This window comes from Acidihalobacter prosperus (genome assembly GCF_000754095.2).
Classification (GTDB): domain Bacteria; phylum Pseudomonadota; class Gammaproteobacteria; order DSM-5130; family Acidihalobacteraceae; genus Acidihalobacter; species Acidihalobacter prosperus.
Genome location: NZ_JQSG02000006.1, coordinates 709,668 through 736,067 on the forward strand (window position 1 = coordinate 709,668; position 26,400 = coordinate 736,067).

18 protein-coding genes and 1 pseudogene are annotated in these 26,400 nt (G+C 66.9%); 9 read left to right on the forward strand and 10 right to left on the reverse strand.

What is annotated here, in order from left to right:
• Positions 1–23 precede the first annotated feature (23 nt).
• The 3 genes from metH to THPRO_RS14090 all read left to right on the forward strand — a co-directional run bounded on the left by metH (position 24) and on the right by THPRO_RS14090 (position 4,910).
• On the forward strand, positions 24–3,716 hold the full coding sequence (metH, locus tag THPRO_RS14080) for a methionine synthase (protein WP_065089780.1): 3,693 nt from the start codon (positions 24–26) through the stop codon (positions 3,714–3,716).
• A 66-nt stretch (positions 3,717–3,782) separates the two neighbouring features.
• The gene (locus THPRO_RS14085) at positions 3,783–4,208 is read left to right on the forward strand and encodes a rhodanese-like domain-containing protein (RefSeq protein WP_052064431.1); all 426 of its coding nucleotides are present in this window, start codon (positions 3,783–3,785) and stop codon (positions 4,206–4,208) included.
• 39 nt (positions 4,209–4,247) lie between these two features.
• Complete coding sequence (locus THPRO_RS14090) at positions 4,248–4,910, forward strand: thiopurine S-methyltransferase (protein WP_038090764.1); 663 nt, start codon at positions 4,248–4,250, stop codon at positions 4,908–4,910.
• A gap of 31 nt (positions 4,911–4,941) precedes the next feature.
• Here THPRO_RS14090 and THPRO_RS14095 read toward each other — a convergent pair whose 3' ends face one another.
• The gene (locus tag THPRO_RS14095) at positions 4,942–5,577 is read right to left on the reverse strand and encodes a LysE/ArgO family amino acid transporter (protein WP_161489994.1); all 636 of its coding nucleotides are present in this window, start codon (positions 5,575–5,577) and stop codon (positions 4,942–4,944) included.
• A 109-nt stretch (positions 5,578–5,686) separates the two neighbouring features.
• Between THPRO_RS14095 and THPRO_RS14100 the strand changes: the two genes are divergently transcribed.
• Positions 5,687–6,091, forward strand: coding sequence for an NUDIX hydrolase (locus THPRO_RS14100; RefSeq protein WP_038090759.1), 405 nt, complete (start codon positions 5,687–5,689; stop codon positions 6,089–6,091).
• 45 nt (positions 6,092–6,136) lie between these two features.
• Here the strand turns inward: THPRO_RS14100 and THPRO_RS14105 are convergent, their stop codons facing one another.
• The 7 genes and pseudogenes from THPRO_RS14105 to THPRO_RS14135 form a co-directional block, all read right to left on the reverse strand.
• Positions 6,137–6,940 carry a hypothetical protein gene (locus tag THPRO_RS14105; protein ID WP_038090749.1) on the reverse strand — a complete coding sequence of 268 codons (804 nt, stop codon included), beginning with the start codon at positions 6,938–6,940 and terminating at the stop codon, positions 6,137–6,139.
• A 106-nt stretch (positions 6,941–7,046) separates the two neighbouring features.
• Positions 7,047–7,406 (reverse strand): hypothetical protein, encoded by a 360-nt coding sequence (locus THPRO_RS14110; RefSeq protein WP_038090745.1) that lies wholly within the window; start codon positions 7,404–7,406, stop codon positions 7,047–7,049.
• A 160-nt stretch (positions 7,407–7,566) separates the two neighbouring features.
• Positions 7,567–9,249, reverse strand: a complete 1,683-nt coding sequence (locus THPRO_RS14115) for a methyl-accepting chemotaxis protein (RefSeq protein WP_082954666.1) — start codon at positions 9,247–9,249, stop codon at positions 7,567–7,569.
• A gap of 173 nt (positions 9,250–9,422) precedes the next feature.
• Positions 9,423–10,493: pseudogene (locus THPRO_RS14120) on the reverse strand (carbohydrate porin).
• Between the two features lie 77 nt (positions 10,494–10,570).
• Positions 10,571–13,600 (reverse strand): efflux RND transporter permease subunit, encoded by a 3,030-nt coding sequence (locus THPRO_RS14125; RefSeq protein WP_065089783.1) that lies wholly within the window; start codon positions 13,598–13,600, stop codon positions 10,571–10,573.
• Entirely contained in the window at positions 13,600–14,634 is a 1,035-nt protein-coding gene (locus tag THPRO_RS14130) for an efflux RND transporter periplasmic adaptor subunit (RefSeq protein WP_038090735.1), read from the reverse strand. Before THPRO_RS14130 ends, THPRO_RS14125 begins: the two co-directional genes overlap by 1 nt.
• A 47-nt stretch (positions 14,635–14,681) precedes the next feature.
• Positions 14,682–16,136 carry an HDOD domain-containing protein gene (locus THPRO_RS14135; protein ID WP_052064428.1) on the reverse strand — a complete coding sequence of 485 codons (1,455 nt, stop codon included), beginning with the start codon at positions 16,134–16,136 and terminating at the stop codon, positions 14,682–14,684.
• Between the two features lie 154 nt (positions 16,137–16,290).
• On the opposite strand from THPRO_RS14135, the gene motA reads away from it, so the two are divergent.
• The 5 genes from motA to THPRO_RS14160 all read left to right on the forward strand — a co-directional run bounded on the left by motA (position 16,291) and on the right by THPRO_RS14160 (position 22,338).
• Positions 16,291–17,148, forward strand: a complete 858-nt coding sequence (gene motA, locus THPRO_RS14140) for a flagellar motor stator protein MotA (protein ID WP_038090940.1) — start codon at positions 16,291–16,293, stop codon at positions 17,146–17,148.
• 9 nt (positions 17,149–17,157) lie between these two features.
• Entirely contained in the window at positions 17,158–18,117 is a 960-nt protein-coding gene (gene motB, locus THPRO_RS14145; RefSeq protein WP_082954667.1) for a flagellar motor protein MotB, read from the forward strand.
• On the forward strand, positions 18,114–19,304 hold the full coding sequence (locus THPRO_RS14150; protein WP_052064424.1) for an MFS transporter: 1,191 nt from the start codon (positions 18,114–18,116) through the stop codon (positions 19,302–19,304). The genes motB and THPRO_RS14150 overlap by 4 nt, the downstream gene beginning before the upstream one ends.
• A gap of 4 nt (positions 19,305–19,308) precedes the next feature.
• Complete coding sequence (locus THPRO_RS14155) at positions 19,309–21,267, forward strand: VTT domain-containing protein (protein WP_038090733.1); 1,959 nt, start codon at positions 19,309–19,311, stop codon at positions 21,265–21,267.
• A gap of 75 nt (positions 21,268–21,342) precedes the next feature.
• Positions 21,343–22,338, forward strand: a complete 996-nt coding sequence (locus tag THPRO_RS14160; protein WP_052064466.1) for a cation diffusion facilitator family transporter — start codon at positions 21,343–21,345, stop codon at positions 22,336–22,338.
• A gap of 15 nt (positions 22,339–22,353) precedes the next feature.
• Here the strand turns inward: THPRO_RS14160 and THPRO_RS14165 are convergent, their stop codons facing one another.
• A complete protein-coding gene (locus tag THPRO_RS14165) occupies positions 22,354–25,044 on the reverse strand; it encodes a glycosyltransferase family 39 protein (protein WP_065089784.1) in 2,691 nt (896 codons plus the stop codon).
• Between the two features lie 4 nt (positions 25,045–25,048).
• Positions 25,049–26,380 carry a chloride channel protein gene (locus THPRO_RS14170; protein ID WP_201787001.1) on the reverse strand — a complete coding sequence of 444 codons (1,332 nt, stop codon included), beginning with the start codon at positions 26,378–26,380 and terminating at the stop codon, positions 25,049–25,051.
• Between the last annotated feature and the right edge of the window lie 20 nt (positions 26,381–26,400).

Consider the following 26,400-nt stretch of genomic DNA (forward strand, 5'->3'; position numbering starts at 1 on the left):
CACACAGCGACGCAGCCTCCCCGATGAATGATCGCGCCACGCGGCTTAAGACCGCCCTGCAGGAACGCATCCTGATCCTCGACGGTGCCATGGGCACCATGATCCAGTCCTACAAGCTTGGCGAGGCCGACTACCGCGGCGAGCGCTTCGCCGACTGGCCGAGCGACCTCAAGGGCAACAACGACCTGCTGGCGATCACCCGCCCCGAGGTGATCCGCGCCATTCACGAGGCCTATCTGGAGGCCGGAGCGGACATCCTCGAGACCAACACCTTCAACGCCAACCGGGTGTCCATGGCGGACTACGGCATGGAGGCGCTGAGCGGCGAGATCAACCTGGCCGCGGCACGGCTGGCACGCGAAGCGGCCGACGCCTACAGCGCGAAGACGCCCGACCGGCCACGGTTCGTCGCCGGCGTGCTGGGGCCGACCAACCGCACCGCCTCGCTGTCGCCCGACGTCAACGACCCGGGCTTTCGCAACATCGACTTCGACACCCTGGCGGCCGCCTACGCCGAGGCCGCCGAGGCGCTGATCGAAGGCGGCGTCGATCTGCTGATGATCGAGACCATTTTCGACACGCTCAACGCCAAGGCGGCGGCGTTCGCCATCCAATCGACCTTCGACAAGCTCGGCATCGAGCTGCCGATCATGATCTCCGGCACGATCACTGACGCCTCCGGGCGCACGCTCACCGGCCAGACCACCGAGGCCTTCTACAACTCGCTGCGCCATGCCGCGCCGCTGTCGATCGGCCTGAACTGCGCGCTCGGCCCCTACGAGCTGCGCCAGTACGTCGAGGAGATGTCGCGCGTCTCCGAATACCTCGTCTCGGCGCACCCCAACGCCGGCCTGCCCAACGAGATGGGCGGCTACGACCTGCAGGCCGCGGAGATGGCGCAGGAAATCGCCGAGTGGGCGGATGCGGGCTTTCTCAACATCGTCGGCGGCTGCTGCGGCACCAGCCCCGCGCACATCCGCGCCATCGCCCAGGCGGTGGCCGGCAAGCCGCCGCGCCGGCGCCCCGAGACGCCGGTCGCCTGCCGCCTGTCCGGCCTGGAACCGCTCAACATCGGCGCCGACTCGCTGTTCGTCAACGTCGGCGAGCGCACCAACGTCACCGGCTCGGCCAAGTTCAAGCGCCTGATTCTCGACGAGCGCTACGACGAGGCCTTGGCCGTGGCCCAGGAGCAGGTCGAGAACGGCGCCCAGGTCATCGACATCAACATGGACGAGGCGATGCTCGACGGCGAGGCCGCGATGCGCCGCTTCATCAACCTGATCGCCGCCGAGCCGGAAATCTCGCGCGTGCCGGTAATGATCGACTCCTCCAAGTGGCCGATCATCGAAGCCGGGCTCAAGTGCCTGCAGGGCAAGGGCATCGTCAACTCGATCTCGCTCAAGGAAGGCGAGGACAAGTTCCTGGAACAGGCGCGGCTGGTGCGCCAGTACGGCGCGGCAGTGATCGTCATGGCCTTCGACGAGACCGGCCAGGCCGACACGCGCGAACGCAAGATCGAGATCTGCGCGCGCTCCTACCAGCTCCTCACCGAGCGGGTCGGCTTCCCGCCCGAGGACATCATCTTCGACCCCAACATCTTCGCCATCGCCACCGGCATCGAGGAACACAACAACTACGCGGTGGACTTCATCGAGGCCACGCGCGAAATCAAGCGGCGCCTGCCGCACGCGATGATCTCCGGCGGCGTGTCCAACGTGTCGTTCTCGTTCCGCGGCAACAACCCGGTGCGCGAGGCGATCCACGCCGTGTTCCTGTACCACGCGATCAAGGCGGGGATGGACATGGGTATCGTCAACGCCGGCCAGCTCGCGGTCTACGACGACCTGCCCGCCGAGCTGCGCGAGCGGGTCGAGGACGTGGTGCTCAACCGCCGCGAGGACGCCACCGAGCGCCTGCTGGAGATCGCCGACCGCTACAAGGGCGACGGGACCCAGGCCAAGCAGGAGGATCTCGGCTGGCGCGAATGGCCGGTGGCCAAGCGCCTGGAGCACGCCCTGGTCAAGGGCGTCGATACCTGGGTGATCGAGGATACCGAGGCCGCGCGCCTCGAGGCCGCGCGTCCGATCGAGGTGATCGAGGGGCCGCTGATGGACGGCATGAACGTGGTCGGCGACCTGTTCGGCGACGGCAAGATGTTCCTGCCGCAGGTGGTCAAGAGTGCGCGCGTGATGAAGAAAGCCGTGGCGCACCTGATTCCCTTCATCGAGGCCGAGAAAGCGGACGGCGCGCGCTCCAACGGCCGCATTTTGATGGCGACGGTCAAGGGCGACGTGCACGACATCGGCAAGAACATCGTCGGCGTGGTGCTGCAGTGCAACAACTTCGAGGTGATCGACCTCGGCGTGATGGTGCCCGCGCAGAAGATCCTCGACGCCGCCCGCGAGCAGGACGTGGACCTCATCGGCCTGTCCGGACTGATCACGCCCTCGCTGGACGAGATGGCGCATCTGGCCAAGGAGATGGAGCGCCAGGGCTTCGAGCTGCCGCTGCTGATCGGCGGCGCCACCACCTCGCGCGCGCATACCGCCTCGCGCATCGAGCCGGGCTACACGCGGGCGCCGACCGTGTGGGTCAAGGACGCCTCGCGCGCCGTGGGCGTGGCGCAGAACCTGATCAGCCCCGAACTGCGCGGTCCGTTCGCGGAGAAGATCCGTGCCGAATACGCCGAGGTGCGCGAGCAGCTCGCCGCACGCAAGGGGCGCGACAAGCTGATCCCGCTCGCCGCGGCACGTGCCAACCGCATGCCGATCGACTGGTCCGGCTACGTGCCGCCCAAGCCGAGCTTCCTCGGCATCCGGACGTTCGACGACTATCCGCTGGAGGAGATCGCGCGCTACATCGACTGGACGCCCTTCTTCCACGCCTGGGAGCTGCACGCGAGCTACCCGCGCATCCTGGAGGACGAGGTCGTCGGCGAGGAGGCGCGCAAGCTGTTCGCCGACGCCCAGGTCATGCTCAAGCAGATCATCGCGGAGAAGTGGCTGCGCGCGCGGGGGGTGATCGGCTTCTTCCCGGCCAACCGTATCGACGATGACGACATTGCTCTCTACACGGACGACACGCGCGCCGAGGTGCGCACCGTGCTGCACCACCTGCGCCAGCAGACCGAGCGCCCGGCAGGGCGCCCCAACCGCTGCCTGGCCGACTTCGTCGCGCCCACCGACAGCGGTCTGGCCGACTACCTCGGCGCCTTCGCCGTGCAGGCCGGCGAAGGCCTGGACGAACACGTCGCGCGCTTCGAGGCCGAACACGATGACTACCGCGCGATCATGGCCAAGGCCCTGGCCGACCGCTTCGCCGAGGCCTTCGCCGAGCTGATGCACGCGCGCGTGCGCCGGGAATTCTGGGGGTATGCGGCCGACGAGATGCTCGACAACGAAGCCCTGATCAAGGAGGCCTACGCCGGCATCCGCCCGGCGCCCGGCTATCCGGCCTGTCCGGAGCACACCGAGAAGGGCACGCTGTGGTCGCTGCTCGATCCCACGGACCATGCGGGTCTGCAGCTCACCGAAAGCTATGCCATGTGGCCGGCGGCGGCGGTCTCCGGCTGGTACTTCGCCCACCCGGACGCGCACTATTTCGGCGTCGGCAAGATCGGCCGCGATCAGGTCGAGGACTACGCGCGTCGCAAGGGTTGGACGATCGCCACCGCCGAGCAATGGCTGGCGCCGGTGCTGGCCTACGACCCGGATTGACCCCGCCGCACGTCGGCGCTATCACCACAATATTCCGAACGCGATTCAACAACCCGAGGCATGCCAATGTACGACGTATTCAAACCGCAACAACCCGTTGGCCTGATCGATTTCGTCAAGGCCGCCAAGTCCTGCGTGAGCGAGATCGGCCCCGACGAGCTGCAGCGTATGAAGCAGGAAAAGCCCGACCTGCTGATTCTCGACGTGCGCGAATCGTCCGAGCATGAGCAGGGCCATATCGAAGGTGCCCACCTGGTGCCGCGCGGCATTCTCGAAGCCGCGGCCGACCCGGCCTTTCCGAACCACGACGAAATCCTGGCCGCCGCCCGCAACCGTCCGGTCGTGACCTACTGCGCCACCGGCGGGCGTTCGGCCATGGCCGCCGCCGTATTGCAGATGATGGGTTTCGCCGAGGTCTACAGTCTGGTCGGCGGATTCGGCGGCTGGTCGCAAGCCGGCAAGCCGGTGGTGCACGAGGCGCGCTACGTCTGAAACGCCCGACACACGGCCCTTGCGGGAGGAGGTCACGACATGCAGGCGGATTTCTGGCTCGAACGCTGGCGCAACCAGCAGATCGGTTTCCATCAGGATCGGGTGAATGTCCATCTGGAGCAGTACTGGCCCGCGTTGCACGTGCCTGCCGAGACGGCCGTGTTCGTGCCCCTGTGCGGCAAAAGCCGGGACATGCTCTGGTTGGCGGGACAGGGGCACCGGGTGATCGGCGTCGAACTCAGCCCGCTTGCCGCGGAGGCCTTTTTCGTCGAAAGCGGATTGTCGCCGACCGTGACCCGGGAAGGGGATTTCGAGTGCTATCGGGTGGGCGAGATCGAGATTCGCTGCGGCGATTTCTTCGACCTGGGCGCGGTCGATCTGGCTGGCGTGGCGGCGGTCTACGATCGGGCCTCATTGGTCGCGTTGCCGCCGGACATGCGCCGCCGCTATGCGGCGCATATGGCGACCCTGCTGCCGGCGGACGCGCAAACCCTGCTGATCACCTTCGACTACCCGCAGTCCGAGATGCAGGGGCCGCCCTTCGCGGTGAGCGAAGACGAAGTGCACGCGCTGTACGATGCGGCCTTCGAGGTTGTCGCGCTGGTCGCCGAGGACGTGCTGACCGAGAACGAGCGCTTCCGCAAGGCCGGTCTGTCGCGGATGCAGGAGCGCGTGTTTCGGTTGCGGCGCACTAGCGCCTGACATCCCCGCCGCCGCGCGGGCCTGCGTCCTGTCAGCTGCGAATGAGCGTGATGCCCGCCTGCAGGAATACCGTTGCGGCGTAGATCATGATGGCGGTGACCGCGATGTTGATCGCCCGCCACACCTTCGGACGCTTCAGCCAGCGCGAAAGCGTGGCCGCGAGCAGGGTGATGCCGAAGAACCAGAGAACCGATCCGCTGATGGCGCCGCCCGCGAAGGCCGCCCGTTCGCCGCCATGGTAGCGTAGCGAGAAGGTGCCGAGCAAAACCGCGGTGTCCAGCCAGGCATGCGGGTTGAGCCAGCTCAGCGCCAGTGCGTTGAGCGCGATCCCGCGGCGTCGGGGGGGGGCGCCAATGCCGGCGGTTTCGACGGTCAGCGCCTGCTTCGCACGGACTGCATCGAGCCCCGCGCGGTAGGCGTGGTGGGCGAGAAATGCGGCGCCGCCAAGGTAGAGTACGGTTTCGATTCGCGGACTGGCCTGGATGACCGCGCCCAGCCCCATGACCCCGAGCAGGATCAAGCCGAGATCGCTCAGGCTGCACAGCGAGGCGACCAGCCAATGGTGCTCGCGCCGGATGGCCTGTCGCAGGATATAGGCGTTCTGGGCGCCGATCGCGACGATCAGGCTGAGGCCGAGAAGCAGACCGCTGGTGTAGCTGCCGAACATGTTGAGTCTCTTGAATGGGCAGTCCACCAGTCTATCAGGCATTGCGCAACGCTGGCCGCAGGGCCGTCGTGCGGCTAATCTGTCTGCCAGGACGGATGGAGAACGGCCCATGGCCTTCGAGGATTTTTATCGTCTGAGCGCGCACGCGGTGATCACCGACGACGCAGGGCGCATTCTCATGCTCAAGGCGGATTATGCCGAGCGTCACTGGGGACTTCCGGGCGGTGCCGTCGATCCCGGCGAGACGCTGATCGAAACCCTGATTCGCGAATGTCGCGAGGAACTGGGCTGCGAGATCGAGGTCGCCTATCTCAGCGGCATCTACTATCACGGCGCCGTGAATTCGCATTCGGCGATCTATCGCGCCAGCCTGCGCCTGCCGGCACGCATTGTGTTGAGCGAGGAACATTCGGAGTGGGGTTATTTCACGCTGGATACCCTGCGCCCGGTGCAGCGCGCGCGTGTGGAGGACTGCCTGAATTTCAGCGGCAAGGTCGCATACGCGGCCTATTGAGCGTGCCGCACCTTGCGCAAGGTGCGGCACGTCGAGACGCCCGGATTAGAAAACGATCTGTCCGCCGAAGCCGATGCCGTAGCGTGCGCTGCCGTTGCTCAGGCCCTTGTCGACATAGAGCTGGAAGCCGCTGCCCGCACGCGTGACGTTGTGGTTCCAGGCGACGATCACGTCGGCCGGACCGGCATACCCCTTCTGCTCGGATTGCGAACCGGAGAACATCGCGGTGAGGATGTTTGCCTGCGAGCGGGGCAGCACGTAGCTCGCGCCGAAATCGTAGGTCATGATGTTCTGTAGATTGGAATTCGCGGGTTTGCCGACCAGGCGGTAGCCCACGTGCGCGAAGGGAAAGGTGTAGCCGCCCGCACGCCCGTCCAGGCCGACGCCGAATTCATAGTCGTTGTGGCCTGAGCCGAGACCGGCCGAATGCGAGGCGGTCGCGATCTTGATCTTGGCGTAGGGGTGTACGCCGATATGTCCGTCGCGCGCGTGCGTGGCCGCATAGCGCACGGTCAGCCAGGTGTCGCCCATGCCGGACGCCGAGCGGGTCTGTGTCTGCGTGCCGCGGGTGGACAGGTTGCTGCCCGCGAGCGTGGCGCCCTGCGGCAGGCCTGTGACCGATTCGTAGGGCACGGTCAGCTTGATGCGCAGGCGATCCTTGCGGTACTGGATATAGGTCGGCAGGTAGAAAATATCGATGGTATTGGCGGTGCCGTACTTGCCGGTGAAATAGGCGGGAACGCTGCCTACCGTCCACTGCGCGGCCTGCGCATGGGCGCCGCCGGGGAGCAGGGCCGTGCCGAGTGCTGCGATGGCCATCCAGGTCGTGGTGCGGAGCGTGTTTGTCATGGGTGTCTCTCCCTGAATCGAATCTTGTTGTTATGGCTTGCCGAAACCGGACGCGACACTGCCGGCGGTTGGCCGGCAGTGTCGCGATACCCGGATGCGGCTGGTATCAGTGGTCGACCTCGGGGGTCTGCACCTCGGGACGCTGGATTTCGGGCTGCTGAATCTCGGGACGGGATACGTCGGGCGTCTGCACGTCCGGGCGTTCCACCTCGGGCTTCTCGATCTCGGGTTTTTCGACCTCCGGCTTCTCGATGCCTGAGTTGCCGACGTCGGGGGTTTCCACGTCGGCGCTGCTGGTCCCGGTGTTGAGCGAATCCGTGTCCGGCGTCGGATTGATGCCGGGAGTGGTGATCACGTCCGGGCTGGTGTCGACGGCAGCGGCGGCAGCGCCCAGGGCCGCGAGATTGACGCCGAAGGCGGCGATCAGGGCGATGAGCAGATGGCGCGTATGCGAGAGTTTGTTCATGGTGTCGGTCTCCTGGACGTGTTGTCTTGTGATGATGTCGGCGCGCTTGCGTCGCGCTTATCCCAAGACACGCGGAGACGGGGGAAAAGGTTCCGTGGGAAGGGAATGAAATCCGGCTGGCGCCGACGCGGCCGGCCCTGAGGCCGGCCGCGGGCGGGAATCAGATCTTGAACTGGTTGACCAGCGACTGCAGCTCGGCCGATAGCTTGGCGAGTTCCTCGCTGGCGCTCGCGGTCTGTTGCGCGCCGGCGGCCGTCTGGTCGGTCGAGTGGCTGATGTTGCTGATGTTGCGGTTGATTTCCTCGGCGACGGTGGACTGTTCCTCTGCGGCGCTTGCGATCAGCGCATTCATGTCGTTGATGCGCGCCACCGAGGTGCCGATCTCGTCGAGCGAGGTGCCCGCCTCCTGGGCCTGCGTCACGCTTGCCTGGGCGCGTTCGCGCCCGGAGGCCATGGCTTCCACCGCACCCTTCGAGCCTGCCTGCAGGCGCTCGATCATGCCGCGGATTTCCTCGGTTGAGTCCTGCGTGCGTTTGGCCAGGGTGCGCACCTCGTCCGCCACCACGGCAAAGCCTCGGCCCTGCTCGCCCGCGCGCGCCGCCTCGATCGCCGCGTTCAGCGCCAGCAGATTGGTCTGTTCCGAAATCCCGCTGATCACTTCCAGCACGCGCCCGATCTGCGCGCTGTCGCCCTCGAGCGCATGGATGACCTCGGCGGTGCGTTCGACCTCGTCGGCGAGCTGACTGATCGCCTGGATGGTGCTGCCGACCACCTTCTGCCCTTTCGTGGTGGCGCCGCTGGCATCCTGCGCGGCCCGTGCCGCGTCGTTGGCGTTTTTCGCGACTTCCTGCACGGTGGAGGACATTTCGTTCATCGCCGCGGCCACCTGTTCGGTTTCGCTTTGCTGGCTGCCGACGTGGCGATTGGTTTCCTCGCTGGTGGCGGAGAGCTCCTCGGCCGCCGCGGCAAGCTGCGCGGTGGACCCAGCCACCTGGCTGACGACCTTCTGGATACGCTCCACGAACTGGTTGAATGCATCGGCGAGCTGGTCCAGTTCGTCCTGTCCGCGGGTACTCATGCGGCGGGTCAGGTCGCCCTCTCCCTGGGCGATGTCGCGCATGGTGCTGACGGCGGTGCACAGGCGCTTGCGCATGCTCAACACGGCCGCGCCGATGAGGCTCGCGCCCACGAGCAGGGCCAGCATGAGCAGGCTCAGACTGAGTATCTTGGAGACCTGCAGATCGTGGAGCACCTGTTCCTTGTCTTGGGTTGCCCGCGCCTGCACCTGCTTGATCAACGCGGTTAACTGGCGGTCGATTTCCTCGGATTCCGGATAGGCGACGGTCACCAGCTCGCTTTGGGCGGCGGCGAACTGCAGCGATTTCAGACGTTCGATGGTCTGCTCGTAGTCGGCTTTGCTCTGCGCCCAGAGCACGCCGATCTGGTCGAGCTTTTCCTTGAATTCCGGGTAGTCGGCCACGATGGCCTCGGCCTGCCGGTAGGACTTGTCGGCGTCGTCCACGTAGCGACGCGCGGCCGCGACGTATTTGCCGTCGATACTGTCCTTCATCAGTTTTTCGACCTGCTTGGGGTCCATGCCGCCGGTGCGCGAAAGATTCATGTTGAGTACGTTGTCGCGTATCGCGACGCCGGTGCGCAGGGTGGCGCTGTTCATGTGTTCCAGCGTCTGCAGCAGCGTGGCTTCCTGATCGCTGCGCAGGGTGTCGCGCTTGATGATGCTGCCGAACCAGACGGGCGTGAGCACGGCGGTGATGGCGAAGAGGGCGGCGACGCCGACGCTGGCCATGATGCGCGCGGAGATGGTGCGGACCATTAGGGTCATGGCGGTTCCTTTCTTATGGTGGGTTATGCGCTTTCCGCACCGCGGTGACCTGTCGAGCTACCCCCCCCGGCGGTACGGGTACGCGATACTCATGCAGCTTATCGGCTTGCCATAAAAATCCTTTAATGCCGGATTATCGTTGTGTTTTGTGAGCCGTTACGCAGGCTTATAGATCAATCCAGTGCCATTTGCAGGCGCAGCAGCAGCACGGTGGCGTCGCGGGCAGTGCCGGCCACGTTGCGGATGTACTGGATGTCCGGCTGCAGCGCGAAGCGCCGGTCCAGCGCAAGCTGATAGGTCGCCTCGATGGCGGTTTACGCCCGCAGGCCGCGCAGGTCGGCACGCGTCATGCCGAGGGAGAAATGATCGTCCGGCCGCGATGCCAGTGGCGCGGAAACGTCGACCCCCAGACTGAGATGGCGCGGCACCGTGCTGTCGCCGCCTGGCGCCAGCCCCAGACGCAGAAACGCGCGGACATGACGCGTCCCCGGGCCGTTAAGGGCCTGCGATAGATTGAGGTAGCCGCCGTCGAGCGCGGTGGCTGCGAGCGCGGTGTCCGGCTGACGGTAACGCCACAGCCCGATGCCGATCTGCGTGGGCGCTTCCGCGCCGTAGCCGTAGTCGAGCTCGACAATGGTCAGTGCGCCGTTGCCGAGCGGCCGCATGCGCTGGCCGGGGTCTGCCTGGAATAGACCGGCGTGCAAGGTCAGCGCGCCCTGTCTGCGGCCGTAGACGAGGCCGTAACCCGGTTCCGGATAGGTGGAGACGGGCAGGTTGCCGCTGAGCGTCGGATCGAGTCCGAAGGAGGCGTTGAGCAGCAAGCCGGCGGCATCGGTCACGTCGAATAGGGTGTTGAGGTCGATCAGACCAATCTGCAGGCTGTTGGCGTGCGACCAAGTTTGTCGATACCAGGCGCTGTAGAGTCGAGTGGCGTCCGGGGCCTCGATATTGGAGGCGGTCTGAAAATCGCCGATGTAGCGGCCGCTGGGCAGGCCGCTGCGCACGGCGAGGAAGGACAGGTGCACGCTGCTGTGCGCGCCGGCATCGCCGGTGCCTGCGTCCAGCGCGGCCAGCAGCATGCTGTCGTAGGTGGTGCCGGCGCGCAGGGCACCGTCAGGGGTGTAGACGGCCTCGTTGTTCCAGATGAGACTGGTGTCGAGCGACGGGGTGGCGGCTGCGGCGCCGGCCGCAAGAACGAGCGGCGCCAGGCAAAGCCGGCGCAGGAGACGGGTATTCATGTGCATGGGTTTCGGTCGTCTTATTTTATAAGAATGAGAATTATTATCACAAGACGAGGGGGCGGGCAATCCATCCCTTCCCGCTATGCCGACTGCCGACGCCCCCAGCGCAGATAAAGCGCGGGCAGCAGATTGGTGCTCAGCAGCGAGCTCCACAGCACGCCGCCGAGCACGACGATGGCGAGCCCCTGCTCGGGTGCGGCGCCGAGTCCCCAGCCGAGCGCGGTCGGCAGCATGCCCAGGGCCGCCGTGAGCGTGGTGAGCACGATGGGGCGGAAGCGGGCACGCACGGCCTCGCGTACGGCTTCTTCGGGCGACTGCCCGGCGCGTTCGTTGGCACGTGCGTAGCTGAGCAGCACGATGCCGTGATTGAGGCTAATGCCGATCAGGGTGAGGAATCCGACCAGCGCGGTCGCGTTGAGGCCGACGCCGCTGGCGGCGAGGGCCAGCGCGCCGCCGGTGAAGGCCAGCGGCGCCTGCAGCAACAGAATGCCGGCCAGACGCAGGCCGTCGAACTGCAGGGACACGATGCCCAGCGTCAGCGCCAGCGCGCCGAGTGCGGCCAAGCCCAGCACCCAGGCGGTATGCATCAGCAGCGGGTACAGCCCGCCGAAGGCGTAGCGATAGCCGCTCGGCAGCTTGAGGTCATGCAGTGCCTGCCGAGCCTGGGCGGTTACCGTGCCCAGTGGCGCCAGTGGCGTGGCCAGGATCTCGACGGCGCGCGCGCCGTCGAGATGTCGGATCTGGTTGGGCGTCTGCGTTACCGTCAGGTCGGCCAGCTGCCCAAGCGGCGTCCAGCCGTGAGCGGTGCGCAGCTGCAGCCGGCGCAGGCCGACCAGTCCGAGCGCTTGCGGATGCGGCAGCCGCAGATAGATCGAGAGCGGCCATTCGCCGTCGGGTACCCGTGCCAGTGTCCGCCCGCGCAGCAACAGCGCCATCTGCCGGTAGAACCCCTGCGGATCGAGGCCGTGGGCGCGCAAGGCGTCGTCACGCGGCTCGACCCGTAGCACGGGTACGGGATAGCTGTCGTTGTTGAACACGTCCGCCAGCGCGGGGACGTGCCGCAGGCGCGCGGCGATTTGCCCGGAGAGCGATTCCAGGGTGCCGAGCCGGGCGCCGTAGAGCGTGATTTCGAAGGGTTGGGGCAGGCCGGAAAGGCTTTCGCCCAGGCGCTCGATGGTGGGGGTATCGATGCTTTGCTGTACGCCGTCGATCGCCGCTTCGTTCAGTAGCCGCGCGGCGACCTTGCTGAGCGAGGCGGTATGCACGCCCGGCTTGAGCACGATCTGTATTTCACCGGCGAAGGCGCGTTCGGTGTAGGCGGTGCCGCGCGCCGAACCGATGCGCGCGAAGGTGTGCGCGACGTCGGGGTCGGCGCGCAGGTGGCGGGTGAGCTGGGCCACGGCACTGCGTGTCTGGGCCAGCGTGCTGCCGGGCGGCAGGGTGAAACCGTCCAGCAGCACGCCTTCGTTGGGCAGCGGGAGAAAATTCATCGGGACGACGGCCAGGGCGATCAGGCTCAGCAGGAACAGCCCTGCCGCGGCCAGCGCGCTGAGGCCTGGCCGGCGCAGGGTCAGCCCCAGTAGACGGTGGTTGCCGCGTTGCAGCCATGCGAGCAGGCTGCCGCCGCTGCGTGATGTCCGGCCGGCCGAGCCGATGTGGGAGAGCAGCAGGGGGATGAGCGTCAGCGAAACCAACAGGGAGGCGAGCAGTGCGAGGCTCATGGCGAGGGCAAAGGGGTTGGAGAACAGGCCGGCCAGACCGCCGACCGCGAGCAGCGGCAGATAGGCGGCGACGGTGGTCAGCGTGCCGGTGATGTCGGCGCCGGCGATGTCCTTCAGCCCCGCACGCACGCCTTCGATGCCGGCCACGCCGCGTTCCCAGCGATGGTAGATCGCCTCGAGGACGATGATGCCATCGTCGGCCAGCAGGCCGACCGCGACCGTGAGCGCGCCCAGCGTGAGGAGATTGAGGCTTTGTCCGAATGCGTATAGCCCGGCGATCCCGAGCAGCAAGGACAATGGGATACTCAGGGCGAGCACCCACACACCGCGATGCACGCCCAGCAGCCACAGGAGTACGGCGATCGCGAGCAGGCCGCCGGCCAGCAGATTGCGCCCGAGATCGCTGCCGATCAGTCCGACAAGGTGGCTTTGACGATAGATCGGCACCCAGCGCACGCCGTGCGGCAGCTCGGCTTGCAGACGTTGCAGCGTGGCGGCAACCGCATGGTCCACGGGCAGGGTCGACGCCCCGGGTTGCTTGAACACGATCAAGCCCAACGAGGGATGTCCGTCCAGCGCGACGGCGCTATGGATGGGAGTGGCCGCCCGCGCGACGCGGGCGAGCGCGCCCAGGGGCACATCGCCGTGGGCGGTGGGGATCGCTATCGCACGCAGCGCGGCGCCGGTCAGCGGCAGATGCCGGGCTTCGATCAGTACGTCCTGGTGACCGAGATCGAGGTGGCCGGCGGGGCCGAGCACGACCTGCCGGCGGACGGCGTCGGCGATCGCCGAGATGCCGATGCCGTAGCGGTGCAGCGCAGCGGGTTCGGGCTGGATCCACAGGGCCTCGTCGCCGCTGCCGAACAGTTCCACCCGTTGCACGCCAGGCACCGCTCGCAGAGCCGGCAGGATACGGGTGCGGATGGCGCGCTGTACTCGGTAGGCCGGTATTTCTGCTGGTATTTCAACGCTGTAGTCGGCGATTTCGTTGATCGCATTGCCCATGACTTCCGCATAGGGATGCACGCCGGCAGGCAGGCTGCCGCGGGCGCGGTCTATGGCAGCGTACACGGCCTGCAGATCGGGCTGCGGGCGCGTGCCCTCGTCGAAGCGGATGGTCAACTGGGCGGTCCCCTGGCCCATGCTGCTGCGCAGGCTGCGCATTCGGGTCAGTCCCATCAGGCGGCCTTCCAGCGGGCGGACGATCAGGTTTTCCATCTCGGCGGCCGTCGCCCCGGGATCATGAACGACGATGCCGATCTGCGGGTAGCCGAACCGCGGCAGCACCTCGACGGGGATGTGCCACAACGCGTAGAGCCCGTAGGCGACGAGTGCCGCGAACAGCCCGACCCACAGCAGCGGCCGCCGAAGCAAAGGAGGAATGGCCATCAGTCCGGAGGCGTGTAGTGCGCGGCGAAATCGCGGTGGAAGAGCAGGTAGGCATTACGCACCACGACCTGCGTGCCGGCAGTGAGACCGGACAGGATGAGGGTCTGAGGGCCGCGTGAAGGTCCGGGCGTGACCTGCGTGCGTTGCGGCTGGTCATGTCGCATGGCGAGCACCCACCAGCGGCCCTGGTCGAAAATCAGGGCCGAGGTGGGTACCGTGACCGCCGGACGTGCCGGTCCGTACAGCACGACGCGTCCGCGTTCTCCCACGATCCAATGTACGGTGCCGCTGGCGCGCAAGCCGATGTCCCGGCCGCCGTCGGAGCGGCGTTGCGGCAGCGTGCTGACGACACGCACCGCCACCGGTGCGTCGCCGTCGGCAGGCAGGAAGCGGCCCGCCAGCCCGGAGGCGATGTCGTGTGCATCGTCGCCGTAGTAGGTCGCCCGCAACCACAGCGCATTGTCGGGGAGCAACCGGAGAATCGCCGAGCCGGTGTCGACGCGCTCGCCGTTGCCGGCGTCGAGATCGACCACCTGGGCGTCCGCCGGGCTGCGCAGCACGAGTTGCCGGCGCAGCCGCGCCAACGCGACTTCCGCCTGCCGCAAGGCGATGCGGGCATCCACTTGCGCCGCCTTGGCGCGGTCGAGCGCCCGACGGTCGGTAAATGCGGGGTAGGTGCGTTGAGCGCTGTGTAGCGAATCGGCCGCGAGCGTCGCGTGCTGGCGTGCCGCGGCGAGGCGCGCTTTGGCATGTGCGAGGTCGGCGGTTGCGTCAGGCCCGGTTAGTCTGGCGAGGATCTCGCCGCTATGCACGCGACTGCCGGGGAGAAGCGTGAGCTTGTCGATCAGGCCGGCGTGATCCGCGCGCAGTGTGATCCAGTGCAGGGGTACGACCTCGGCGTAGGCGGTGTAGGTCGGCCGATAGGTCACGGTTTGCGCGCGCGTCGTGATCGGCGTGCCCGCCTGGGCGGCAGCCCAGGGCAGGGCGCACAGCCACAGCCAGCGCCGCAGTCTGAGCGTCGCGTATGCATTCATGGTGCCAGTCTGAGGCGGCGGCTGCCGCGCCGCCAGTTACGATCTGGTTAGGCGGCGCCGTCGCTGCCGGTATTTTCCTTGGCTTCGGCTTCGGCTTCGGCTTCGGCTTCGGCTTCGGCTGGCGTCTCGGCTTCCGGTGCGCGCGAGAGCGCCTTGACCGCCATCCGGCAGATTTGCTTGAAGCGATCGAACGTCGACTCGTCGATCTCGCACGAAGGGTAGCGGCGGTCGGCGTAGACCAGTCCGACCGCGCGCCCGTGAACGAAGATCGAACAGGCGAGGAACTGATCGGTGCCGATCAGATTGTGGATTTCCGTCGGCACCAGATCCCAGGCGGCCTTTTGATTGCGTCCCTTGAGCCGGAAGGCCATGGGTTTGGCCATCAGGCGGCTGAACAGGTGGCCGCCTTCAAGAGAAAGCTTGAACCGGTTGAATTCGGGTTCGTAGTCCGTGCCGATCACCGCCTCGGCGATCAGCATGGGGAACGGGTCGCGCTCGAGTCGGGCATAGATTACCCGGTTGAGTCCCAGCCCGCGGTGCAGTGCGAAAATGAAGGATTCGATGATGGCGTCGTGCTGCTCGCGGTCGAGCGAGACCAGGCGCTGTTCGACTCGGCCGTAGACGTCGGGTTGTGGCGCGAGGCAGAAGGCCGGCTCCTGCGCCTTGGGTTCCTGGAAGGGGACGTGCCGGAGCATGGGGATCGGCGCAAGGCCGTAATCCTGGCAGCGGTTGTTGAATTCCAGCAGGGCGTCGTCGACCAGCACGGCGAGTCCGCTCTGGTTCATGCCGAGGTAACCGGCCATCAGCCTCAGGTCGCTGGTCAGGCCCGGTTTTTGCCAGTGCGAAACCGCGTGCCACGCAATCTTGGACGCGAGCATGACGCCGAGTGCGCGCGGCTGCAGGGCATTGGTCGGCTCCAGAGACCGGCACAGCAGCTCCGGCAGGTCCCAGGCTTCCGCCAGGGTCCGGCCGGCATCCTCGATGCCGGTGCCGAAAACCACGTATTCGGCTTCCTGTGTCTGTACGCCCGGCTCGCCTAGCAGTGAGCTGAGGGTTTCCATCTCGGCGGGGCTGACCGCCCAGAGCGCGAGTTCGCCGAGCGGCGAGAGCAGCCCCGCGAGCGCGACCTCGCCGGGTTCCAGGTCACGGCGCTCGTAGGCGACGGTCAAGGCCAGGATGCCGCCGAGCGCGGCGCGGCCCATCAGGTTCATGTAATGCGGGAGGCGTCCCGCGCCCAGGCGTTCGGCGGCTTGCGGCAGGCCTTCGGCCAACTCGGTGACCGTCTTGATGCCGAGCATCATGGCGGCCTGGCGCAGGGTGCTGATGGGGTTGCCCAGGTGGCGGTGCTGTACGTGAATGGCATGATAGACGACGGCGGCGGCCAGCGCGGGGTCGGTGGCGACCGCGCGCCCGACTTGTTTGGCCGACAGCTTGGGATCGCTTGCCAGCTTTTTCAGGCGGGCAATTGTATTGGGCAGGCATGGGAATTCCGGTTTCTGCATGGGTTATATGCCTTATTTCTCCACGCGGTTGGGGATGCGTCCCGTTTGGGAAGCCTACATCAGCGATGCGGCTTTCGCTATGATGGGGCTGGCGGGGCCGTGTTCCGTCGCACATCCTTACAATCAATATCGGGGCGGCATCAGAGGTTCTTGCGTGAATACCATTATCGGTTTTCTTATCGTCTCCGGCAGCGTGGTTGGCGGATACATCCTGTCACACGGGCATCTCGCCACCCTGCTCCAGCCGTACGAACTATTGATCATAGGCGGCTCGGCCTTCGGCGCCTTCATGGTCTCCAATCCGATGAGCCTGGTCATCAAGACCTTCAAGGGTGTGCCGACCCTGCTTTCCGGATCGAAATACAACAAGGCCACCTATCTGGATCTTCTGACGCTGATGTACGAGCTGTTCACCAAGGCCCGCAAGGAGGGCCTGATGGCGGTGGAATCCGACATCGAGGAGCCGGAGAGCAGCGAGATCTTCTCGAAATATCCGAAAATCACCAAGAATCACCACGTCCTCGAATTCATCGTCGACTACATGCGCCTGATCGTGTCGGGCGGCATGAATCCCTTCGAACTGGACAACCTCATGTCCATGGAGCTGGAAGCGCATCACCATGAATCGCACGAGGCGCCCAGTGCGCTGACTCGCGTGGCCGACGGCCTGCCGGGTTTCGGTATCGTGGCGGCGGTGCTGGGCGTGGTGATCACCATGGGCAGTCTCGACCAGCCGCCACAGGTTATCGGCGCGCATGTCGCCGCGGCGTTGGTCGGCACCTTTCTGGGTATCCTGCTGGCGTACGGTTACGTCGCGCCGCTGGCGGTGGCCCTGGAACACCGGGCGCAGGAGGAAGCCAATTTCTTCGAGTGCATCAAGACCTGCATCCTGGCCCAGGTGCAGGGCTATAGCCCGCAGATCGCCGTCGAGTTCGGTCGCAAGGCGATGTATGCCTCCGTACGCCCCGGCTTTCAGGAGCTTGAGGATCACCTCAAGGGCAACAAGGGCTAGGCTTGCGCCATGGACGACAAGAAGCAACCGATTGTCATCAAGAAGGTGGTCAAGGGCCACGCCCATCACGGCGGTGCGTGGAAGGTGGCCTATGCGGATTTCGTGACCGCCATGATGGCCTTCTTCCTGCTGATGTGGCTGCTCGGTTCGAGCACCAAACCGCAGCGGGAGGGCATTTCCGATTTCTTCAAGCATCCCAGCGCGATCCAGGGGCCCGGCGGCGCCAGCACCAGCATGATCAAGCTCGGCGGCACCAAGGACATGCCGACAGGACCGACCCAGATGCACAGCCTAGGCGGCGCGCGCGCGCCCACGGCCGAGGAGATGCGCAAGGCGGCGGAGGCGCGCGAACACCAGCGCATGCAGACGCTGGAGGTCGAGCTGCGCAAGGCCATCGATCGCAGCCAGGCGCTGCGGCCGTTCAAGGATCAGCTGCTGATCGACATCACGCCGGAGGGGCTGCGCATCCAGATCGTGGACAAGGAAAACCGCCCGATGTTCGACCTTGGCAGCGACATCCTCAAATCCTATGCGCGTAGGATTCTCGAGAAGATCGGCGATTTCCTGAATCATGTGCCGAACAAGATCAGCATCACCGGACATACCGATGCGCACCGCTTCCTCAATGCCGATATGAGCAACTGGGAGCTGTCCACCGAGCGTGCCAACGCGGCCCGCCGTGCCTTGATCGCCGGCGGCATGAACAGCGACAAGGTCGCCCGCATCGTCGGCCTGGGCGATACCGTGCTGTTCGACAAGCAGAATCCGCTGGCGGCGGTCAACCGGCGTATCAGCATCATCGTGCTTAACAAGCAGACCGAGGCGGCCATGGCCAAGGGCGACGCCTATGTCAGCGGCGCCACGCCGACCGCGGGCGGCGCTGCCCCGGCAACGGCGGAACCCGCAGCGCCTGAGGCAGGCACGCCTGCCGGCGCGGCGGCGCCATCGCCGGCGACGCATACGCAGTGAATCGTACGGCCGCAGTGCGTGCGCGGCTGAGCCTGCCGCGCACGGTAGTGGTGCTCGGCTTCGTGTCCTTCCTCAATGACGCGGCATCGGAAATGATTACGCCGTTGCTGCCGCTGTTTCTCACCATGACCCTGGGTGCCGGTCCCGCGGTCGTCGGTCTGATCGAGGGGGTTGCCGAGGCTACCGCGAGTCTGCTCAAGCTGGTCTCCGGCCGACTGGCGGACCGCGGCGTGTCGCCCAAGCTGCTGCTGCTCGGAGGGTACGGCGTCTCCAATGTGGCGCGTCCGCTGATCGGGATTGCGCTGGGCTGGAGCTGGGTGCTGGGGCTGCGTTTTCTCGACCGCCTGGGCAAGGGCGTGCGCACCTCGCCGCGCGATGCCCTGATTGCCGCCGCCAGCGGCGAGCGTCGCCGCGGCCATGCCTTCGGCTACCATCGCGCGATGGACAATGCCGGCGCGATGGTCGGCCCGCTGATCGCCTTCGCGCTGTTGAGTCTGTCGGTGCCCTTGGGGCATGTGTTTCTACTCTCGGTGGTGCCCGGCGTTCTGGTACTCGCTCTCCTGTTGTTCGGCCTGCCCGGACGGCGAAGCGTTAGCCTGGACGCTCCCGCCGGGCCGTTGCCCAGCCTGCGCTGGTCGAGCCTGGATGCGCGCCTTAAGGGGCTGCTGCTGGCGGCGGGCGGGCTGGCGCTGGCCACGGTGCCAGAAGTGTTCCTCGTCCTGTGGGCGCAGTCGCGAGGCCTGGCCGTGGTCTGGGTACCGCTGATATGGGCCGCCGCGAGCTTGGTCAAAAGCCTGCTGGCCTGGCCTGCCGGGGCACTGTCGGATCGAGTCGGGCGTGTGCCGGTGGTGGTCGTGGGGTGGTCGATGCGCGTGGCCCTGCTGTTGGCGCTGGCGCATGCCGGGTCGGGCGAGGCCGTGATCTGGGGGCTGTTTTTGGCCTATGCGGGCGCCTTGGCGTTGACCGAGGGTGCCGAGCGGGCGTTGGTCGGCGACTACGCGCCCGCGCGCCTTAAGGGTACGGCCTTCGGTTTGTATCATTTGATCACGGGAGCCCTGGCCTTGCCGGGCGCGGTGATGTTCGGCGTAGCCTGGCAGGTTTTCGGCGAACACGTAGCCTTCTACCTGGCGGCCGCGCTGACTGCGGCGGCATCGGTCGCGATGCTGGCCGTGCTGCGCAGGGTCTGAGACCGTGCACGCCTGGCTGCAGCTCGTGGTGTCGTGGGTTGCCGATCATCCGGGCCTGGCCGGGCTGGTGGTGTTCCTGGTTTCGCTGGGCGAGTCGCTGGCCGTGGTCGGCCTGCTGATACCGGGCGCGGCGATGATGTTCGCCATCGGCGCGCTGGTCGCTGCGGGTGCCCTCGATCTGTGGACGACGCTGGCCGCTGCGGTCGCCGGCGCGGTGGCGGGCGACAGCCTGAGCTACTGGCTCGGCTTTCACTACCGGGATCAGGTGCATCGCCTGTGGCCATTCAGCACCCACCCGCAATGGCTGCTTAGCGGTGAGCGCTTCATCGAAAAACATGGCGGCAAGAGCGTGCTGCTGGGGCGTTTCGTCGGGCCGGTCCGTCCGATCGTGCCGGTCGTGGCCGGGATGATGCGAATGGCGCCGCGTCGTTTTTTGCTGGCCAACGTCAGCTCGGCGCTGCTATGGGCGCCGGTCTACCTTGCCCCCGGCATCGGCTTTGGCGTGGTTTTCGACCTGTTCAGCCGCATCGCACTCCGCCTGGCACTGTTGTTCGGTGTGATGGTGGCGTTGTTGTGGCTGACCGGTTGGGGCGTGCACCGCCTGCACGCCTGGCTGGTGCCTCGCGCCACCGCAGCCCTGGCCGCCATTGCCAGGCAGCGCGCCCGGCGCCCGTGGCTGGGGCGGCTGGCCGGCCTGCTGATCGATCCGCGCTCGCCCGATCTCGGCGCGCTGGCCGCCGCAGCGGTGGTGCTGGCTGTTGCCGGTTGGGGTTTGCACGCCCTGGCCGAGGGCGGCGCATGGCAACGGGCCGACGGCGCCATATTCCGATATCTGGCGCAGATGCACTCTGTTTCCGGAGATCGCGCCATGGCATGGCTGGGTGGCTTGGGTGCCACGGGATCGCTGTTTGCGGTGGCGATGTGGGGCGGTCTTTGGCTTGCCATTCAACGCGAATGGCGCCAGCTCCTGTACTGGCTGGCCGGTTCGTTGCTCGGGTTGGCGCTGCTGGGTCTCGGGGCGGGAGGCGTCTTGGGGGCGCCGGTGCGCCTGAGCGCGAGCAGCGCCTGGCAGGTGTCGTTGTATGGTCTGATCGCCCTGCAGACCGCCAGGCGCCTGCGCGGCGATTTGAGGTGGTTGCCGTATTCGCTGGCGGGGCTGCTGCTCTCGGCCAGCGGGCTGGCGCGGGTTTATCTCGGACTCGAAGGTTTTTCGGGGTGGCTGGGCGGTTTGTTGCTGGGCATGGCATGGGTGACGCTGGTGGGCGTGGCTGGTCTGGCCCATGCCGGGGTGGAGCGCGCGGTGAAAGGGTTGCTCGTCGGCGCCGTGCTGGCGGGGCTGGTCGGGCTGGCGGTGGATCATCCCGCGCCTCCTGCGCGCCTCGCGCCCGTGCCGCCTGCTTCAGTCGAACGTCAGATGTCCGTCGCAGCCTGGTGGCAGAGCGGATGGCGCACACTGCCGGCACGCCGCCGCCGCCTCGATGGCGATGACGGTGAGTTGCTGAATATCCAGTGGGCCGGAACCCTGGCGGAGATTTCCGCTTTCCTGGGCGCACACGGCTGGCAGGTGGCGCCGCCGCTGACGCCGGCCGATGCCCTGGACTGGTTGCTGCCGGGGCGCGACGAGCGCCAGCTGCCCTTGCTGCCGCGGCTGCACGAAGGGCGGGCGCCGGCATTGGCGCGCATACATGCGATCAAGGGTGATGAGGCGCGAGAACTGGTACTGCGGCTGTGGCCGAGCGGCGTACGCCTGGACGGTGGTCGCGAGGTCTGGATCGGCAGCCTGCGTCAGCGACGTCTGCTGGCACCGTTGGGCCTGCTGCTGTTGCCCCGTTACGGTGAAATCGCAGTCGCCGACGTGCCCTGGCTGCGAGGGGCGGGGGTGCGATTGCGTCAGGCGCATCGCAAGGCCGCGGAGGACCGTGGCGTCGTGTTGTTGCTGCGGATGGCGTCGCCGCGAGAATGAGGCGGCGGCTTGGCAGGCTCGGCCGGCCTGTCATACAGTGGCGCATACACCCAGTCGGCCGAGGCCTGTTGCAGCATGTCCCATTCGCATGATTCCCACGTCCACCCTGAAACCGGGGCCGCGCAGGCGGCCGGGCACGGGCATCATGCCCATCATCACCCTGGCGGTGGCGCCGACCGCAGGCGCTTGCTCTGGGCGCTGTTGCTGACCGCAGGTTTCATGCTGGTCGAGGCCGCAGGAGGCTGGTGGTCGGGGTCGCTGGCGTTGTTGGCGGACGCCGGGCACATGCTCACGGATACCTTCGCGCTGGGCCTGGCGTGGCTTGCGGTCGGCATGGCGCGCCGCCCGGCGGATCACGATCGCACCTATGGCTATCACCGGCTGGAAGTGCTGGCCGCCTTCGTGAACGGTCTGGTATTGCTGGCGGTGGTCGGCGGCATCTACTACGAGGCCGCGCTGCGTCTATTCCACCCCGAGCCGGTGGCGGCCGGCGAAATGCTGCTGATCGCCATCGTCGGCCTGTTCGCGAATATCGCGTCGTTCATGCTGCTGCACGGCGGCCATCACGATCACGGCAATCTCAATCGCCGCGCCGCGCTGTTGCATGTCTTGGGCGATCTGCTCGGCTCGGTCGCCGCGATCGTCGCCGCGCTGGTGATACTTGCCACCGGCTGGATGCCGATCGACCCGTTGTTGTCGATCCTGATCGGACTGTTGATCCTGCGCAGCACCTGGGCGGTGATCCGCGAGAGTGGTCAGGTGCTGCTCGAGGCCGCGCCGGCGGACATGGACGTGGCGTCGCTGGGCGGGGAACTGCAGCGGGAGGTGCCGGGCGTCCTCGATGTCCATCACGTGCACGTGTGGTCGCTGACCCCTGAGCGGCCCCTGTTGACCATGCACCTGCGTGCGGCACCGGACAGTGACAGCGCGCAGTTGCTGGCTGCCGTCAAGGCCATGCTGGCGCGCCGTTACGGCATCACCCACTCCGCGGTGCAGATCGAACAGGGCCCCTGCCCGGATGGCGATGGCGCCGAACCCGCCGGCCGTGGCCACGCGCACGGCTGTTGCTGATCTTGCAGGGTCCGTTCAGCGGCGCTCGAAGGGCTGTGGCCTGAGCTCGCCGACGAAGGCGTAGTAGTGACGCAGGGTCACGCCCAGGCGCGTGAGCGCGAAGTCGCCCAGCGGCTGGTAATGGACGAACAGGCGCGTCAGTTCCCAGGGATGCGGGCTGTGGCTGATGAAAAGGCCGTTGGTGCCCGCCGGCGGCGGGTGCTGCCAGGCCAGATAGGCGCTGCCCGAGCCGACCTCGAACGGGTCGTAGGTCGCGGGCCGTCCCTGCATATCGAAGGCGAGCACGCTGGCGATCTTGTAATTCGCGGCCACGATCCAGGGCGCCCGGCCCTCGTGAGTGTGCGCGGCACGCAGGCCGTCCGCCCAGCGCGCGAGCGCGCTGCGGTCGAGCGGGAAGGTCAGCGGATAATTGGCATACGGGATCAGAGGGTGGGCGACCTCGATATGCGCATACAGTGAGACCGTAGCCGCGCAACCTACCGTCAACCACGCCAGCCAGCGCAGGATGCGCCGCCGGTGGTGGATCAAGGCGGCCATCAGACCGCCGGCGAGAGGCAGCGCGGTGACATAGGCGGGGGCGCTCCAGTTGGGGCCGCTGCTCTGCAGGAAGCTGGCGGCGCCGAACACGCCGAAGGTCACCAACGCGGGCATCAGCAGAAACGGCCGGATTTCGCCTGGCGACAGCGTGTTGCCGGTCGGGATCTCGCCGTCGCCGCTGCCTGTGGCCGGGCGGCGCAACAGGGCAAAAGCGAGCGCGCCCAGCGTCAGCGCGAACACCAGCGGCGTGAGCACGCCGGCTTGTCCGAGCAGATACTGCGCGAAGGTCGCGAGTCCGGTGGCGTGGTCGTGGGCGCCGGCGGCCGGGCCAAGGCCCTGCTTGAGATGAAAGGTGATCGAGTCGAGATTGTTGCGGTACTCCCAGATGATCATGGGCAACGACACCAGCACGGACACGCCGAGCGCCAGCCACGGCTTGATACCGGCCAGCGCGCGACGTCCGCGCGCGCTGGCCAGCAGGGCGAGCAGCAGCGCGAGATACAGCAGGATCATCGGAAACTTGCTGAGCATGCCGAGACCGGCGCAAGCGCCCATCATCAGCCAGTCGAACACGCGCCCGCGCTCGAGTGCGCGCAGGGTCAGCAGGATGGTGGCGGCCCAGAAAAACAGCAAGGGCGTGTCCGGGGTGCTGATCATGTTGCCGACCGCGAACAGCGGGGTGGTGACGGTCAGCACCAGCGCCCACAAGCCGGCTTGCGAGTATTGCCAGTAGGCCTTGCCGAGCCGGTACATCATCCAGGCCAGGGTGATCGCCAGCATGCCCGGCACCAGGCGTACGCCCAGCGGGTTGGTGCCCACCAGCCGGGTGCCTGCGGCGATGAGGTAGGCGATCATCGGCGGATGATCGAAATAGCCCCAGGCCAGGTGCCTCGACCATTGCCAGTAGTACGCCTCGTCGAAGGTCAGCGGGGTTTGCGAGGCGAACAGGATGCTCAGAATGCCGGCACTGATCAGCAGAATGACCACCCAGCTGCGCGCGATCAGTTCGCTTGGGCGAGGGAGTCCTTCCGGCTCGGCTTCGTCACCGGCGGGGAAGGCCCAGCGCCGGCTGCCGTAGAAATTCCACAGGCTCGCCAGCAGCACGCCCAGGATCAGAGCGATCTGCTCGATGGTCAGCGTATGCACGATCGCCGCCCAAAATCCGCCGGCAGCCGGCGGCGGCAGATTGACGATGAATTCGAACAGCAGGCTGCGCATCGCGAAACCGGCGAGGCTGACGGCCAGGAACACGCTCATGCGGGCGTGATTGCGCCGCTCTCGGAAGGTCCACAGTCGGTTGAGGGCGAAATTGAAGCGTGCCGCCACCAGGAAGGAGAGGGTTTGTGCAAAGAAGCCGCCGAGGGTCGGCCCCAGGGCTTCGAGTCCGACATACCAGTAGGCGAGGCCGAAGGTCGCCGAATCCACGGCCATGCCGAGCAGGCCGACGAGACCGAACTGCAGATAGCCGACAAGGCGCGGGAATCGCGCGCGATAGAGCGCGCCGAGCTGGACCAGATAGGCCAGGATCACGGCGCCGCCGAGCTTGCTGGTGCCGCGCGTGCGGTCGCGGAAAACGAAGGGCACTTCGACGGTGCGCCGTCCAGGCAGGCGCGCGAACAGCTCCAGCCCGATCTTGTAGCCGCGCGGCACGAAGTCCACGGCTTCCAGGCACTCGCGGCGTAGGGCGAAGTAGCCCGAGGTGGAATCCTTCACCGGGGTGAGCGGCTTGGCCAGCCAGCAGGCGACGCGCGAAATGATGCGGCGCTTGAGCGGCCAGCCCTCGGTACCGCCTCCCGGTACGTAGCGGCTGGCAACCGCGACGTCCGCGCCCTCGCGGATTGCGCCGAGCAGCGCCGGCAGCTGTTCCGGTGGGTGCGACAGGTCCGCATCCATGACCGCCAAGACGTCGCCGCGCGCAGCCGAAAAGCCGGCGGCGACCGCCTTGGCCAGCCCCTTGTCGGTAGTGCGGGTAATCACCCGCACCCGCTCGCCGGCCTGATGTGCGGCCGCGGCTTCGATCATCGCCGCCGAGGTGCCGTCCGGCGAGTCGTCGTCCATGATCAGCAGTTCGACCGGCTCCTCGATGCGGTCGAACGCGGCCAGTGTGCGGCGGATCAGCTCCGTGGCGTTGTCGCGTTCGTTGTAGGTGGGGACGATGACGGACAGCATGCGTTCAAGGCGCCTTGGCATCGGATGCGGTCGCGGGTTCCGCGGCCTTGCTTGTGCTGGCCGGTTTGGGCGATGCGTTCAAGAAATCCTCCGCCAGGGCGCGGTAGATGGGTTTGGGGCAGACCAGCCTGGAAGTGCCGTAGGCAATGAAGGCGGTTGCCATCAGCGGAATCAGAAGATCATTGTTATGGGTCATTTCCATCACGATGACGAAGGCGGTGATGGGCGTCTGCACCACGCCGGCGAAGTAGGCAACGGTGCCGAGCAGGACCATGGCGGCCAGCTCGGTGTGAGGAAACCAGTGCGCCAGATGGGCGCCGAGGCCTGCGCCGGTCGCAAGAGAGGGTGCGAAAATGCCGCCAGGGATGCCGCTCCAGTAGGAGATGGCGGTGGCCAGCAGCTTGAGATAGGGAAAGCTGTCGTCGACGGCGCGCGTCCCCTGCACCAGACCGCGCGCCGCATCGTAGCCGGAGCCGTAGGTCAGGCCGCCGGAGGCCAGCCCGATCAGGGCGATGGCAAGCCCGCAGATGCCGGCCACGGTCAACGCGCGCCGTTTGTAGATCGGTCGCAGCCAGCGTTGACCGCGGATCAGCAGGCTGCTGAACAGTCCGCCGAGCAGTCCGCCCGAGATCCCGCAGACGAGTACCGGCAGCAAACCGGTGCGTACGGAGACATTGGCTGGCACGATGCCCAGGTAGGTGTAGTTGCCCAGCAGTGCGATCGAGGTGACGCCGGCCAGCAGCACGGCCGTGATCAGTGTGCCGCTGGTGCGTTCCTCGAATGAGCGGCTCATTTCCTCGATCGCGAACAGAATTCCTGCCAGGGGCGTATTGAACGCAGCGGCGATGCCTGCGGCACCGCCGGCCAGAATCATGCCGCGGTCCATGTAGTGGAAGGGGAAACGGCCCAGGCGGCCCAGGCTGAACAGCAGTGCCGCGCCGATGTGCACCGTGGGACCTTCACGGCCGATGGAGGCGCCGCTCAGCAGGCCGAGCAGGGTGAGCACGATCTTGCCGAAGGCGATGCGCCACGACAGCATGCGTGCCCTGACCGATTCCTCGTGGATGTCGAGGGCTGCGATGCATTGCGGGATACCGCTGCCTTCGGCGCCGGGGAACCAGCGCTGCGTGATCCAGGCGGCGAGCATGATCAGGCCGGGCGTGACGACCAGGGGCAGCAGGGGCGAAATGGCGACCAACTGGTGGAACAGTTGATCGGCATAATCCGCGGCCCGTGCGAAAAAGCTCGCGACGAGGCCGACCAATACCGCGCCGACCCAGAATATCAGCCGGATTCGCCAGCCGTCCGGGGCGAGCCGGCCGAGAGTCGATTGCACGAGCCGTCTTAACATGGGGC

Coding starts and splice junctions, on each gene's coding strand:
- THPRO_RS14115 (WP_082954666.1), bottom strand. CDS start 9,249: ATGACCCTAATGGTCCGCACCATCTCCGCGCGCATCATGGCCAGCGTC.
- THPRO_RS14135 (WP_052064428.1), bottom strand. CDS start 16,136: ATGCAGAAACCGGAATTCCCATGCCTGCCCAATACAATTGCCCGCCTG.
- THPRO_RS14100 (WP_038090759.1), top strand. CDS start 5,687: ATGGCCTTCGAGGATTTTTATCGTCTGAGCGCGCACGCGGTGATCACC.
- THPRO_RS14160 (WP_052064466.1), top strand. CDS start 21,343: ATGTCCCATTCGCATGATTCCCACGTCCACCCTGAAACCGGGGCCGCG.
- metH (WP_065089780.1), top strand. CDS start 24: ATGAATGATCGCGCCACGCGGCTTAAGACCGCCCTGCAGGAACGCATC.
- THPRO_RS14125 (WP_065089783.1), bottom strand. CDS start 13,600: ATGGCCATTCCTCCTTTGCTTCGGCGGCCGCTGCTGTGGGTCGGGCTG.
- THPRO_RS14095 (WP_161489994.1), bottom strand. CDS start 5,577: ATGTTCGGCAGCTACACCAGCGGTCTGCTTCTCGGCCTCAGCCTGATC.
- THPRO_RS14090 (WP_038090764.1), top strand. CDS start 4,248: ATGCAGGCGGATTTCTGGCTCGAACGCTGGCGCAACCAGCAGATCGGT.
- THPRO_RS14165 (WP_065089784.1), bottom strand. CDS start 25,044: ATGCTGTCCGTCATCGTCCCCACCTACAACGAACGCGACAACGCCACG.
- THPRO_RS14085 (WP_052064431.1), top strand. CDS start 3,783: ATGTACGACGTATTCAAACCGCAACAACCCGTTGGCCTGATCGATTTC.
- THPRO_RS14130 (WP_038090735.1), bottom strand. CDS start 14,634: ATGAATGCATACGCGACGCTCAGACTGCGGCGCTGGCTGTGGCTGTGC.
- motB (WP_082954667.1), top strand. CDS start 17,158: ATGGACGACAAGAAGCAACCGATTGTCATCAAGAAGGTGGTCAAGGGC.
- THPRO_RS14110 (WP_038090745.1), bottom strand. CDS start 7,406: ATGAACAAACTCTCGCATACGCGCCATCTGCTCATCGCCCTGATCGCC.
- THPRO_RS14105 (WP_038090749.1), bottom strand. CDS start 6,940: ATGACAAACACGCTCCGCACCACGACCTGGATGGCCATCGCAGCACTC.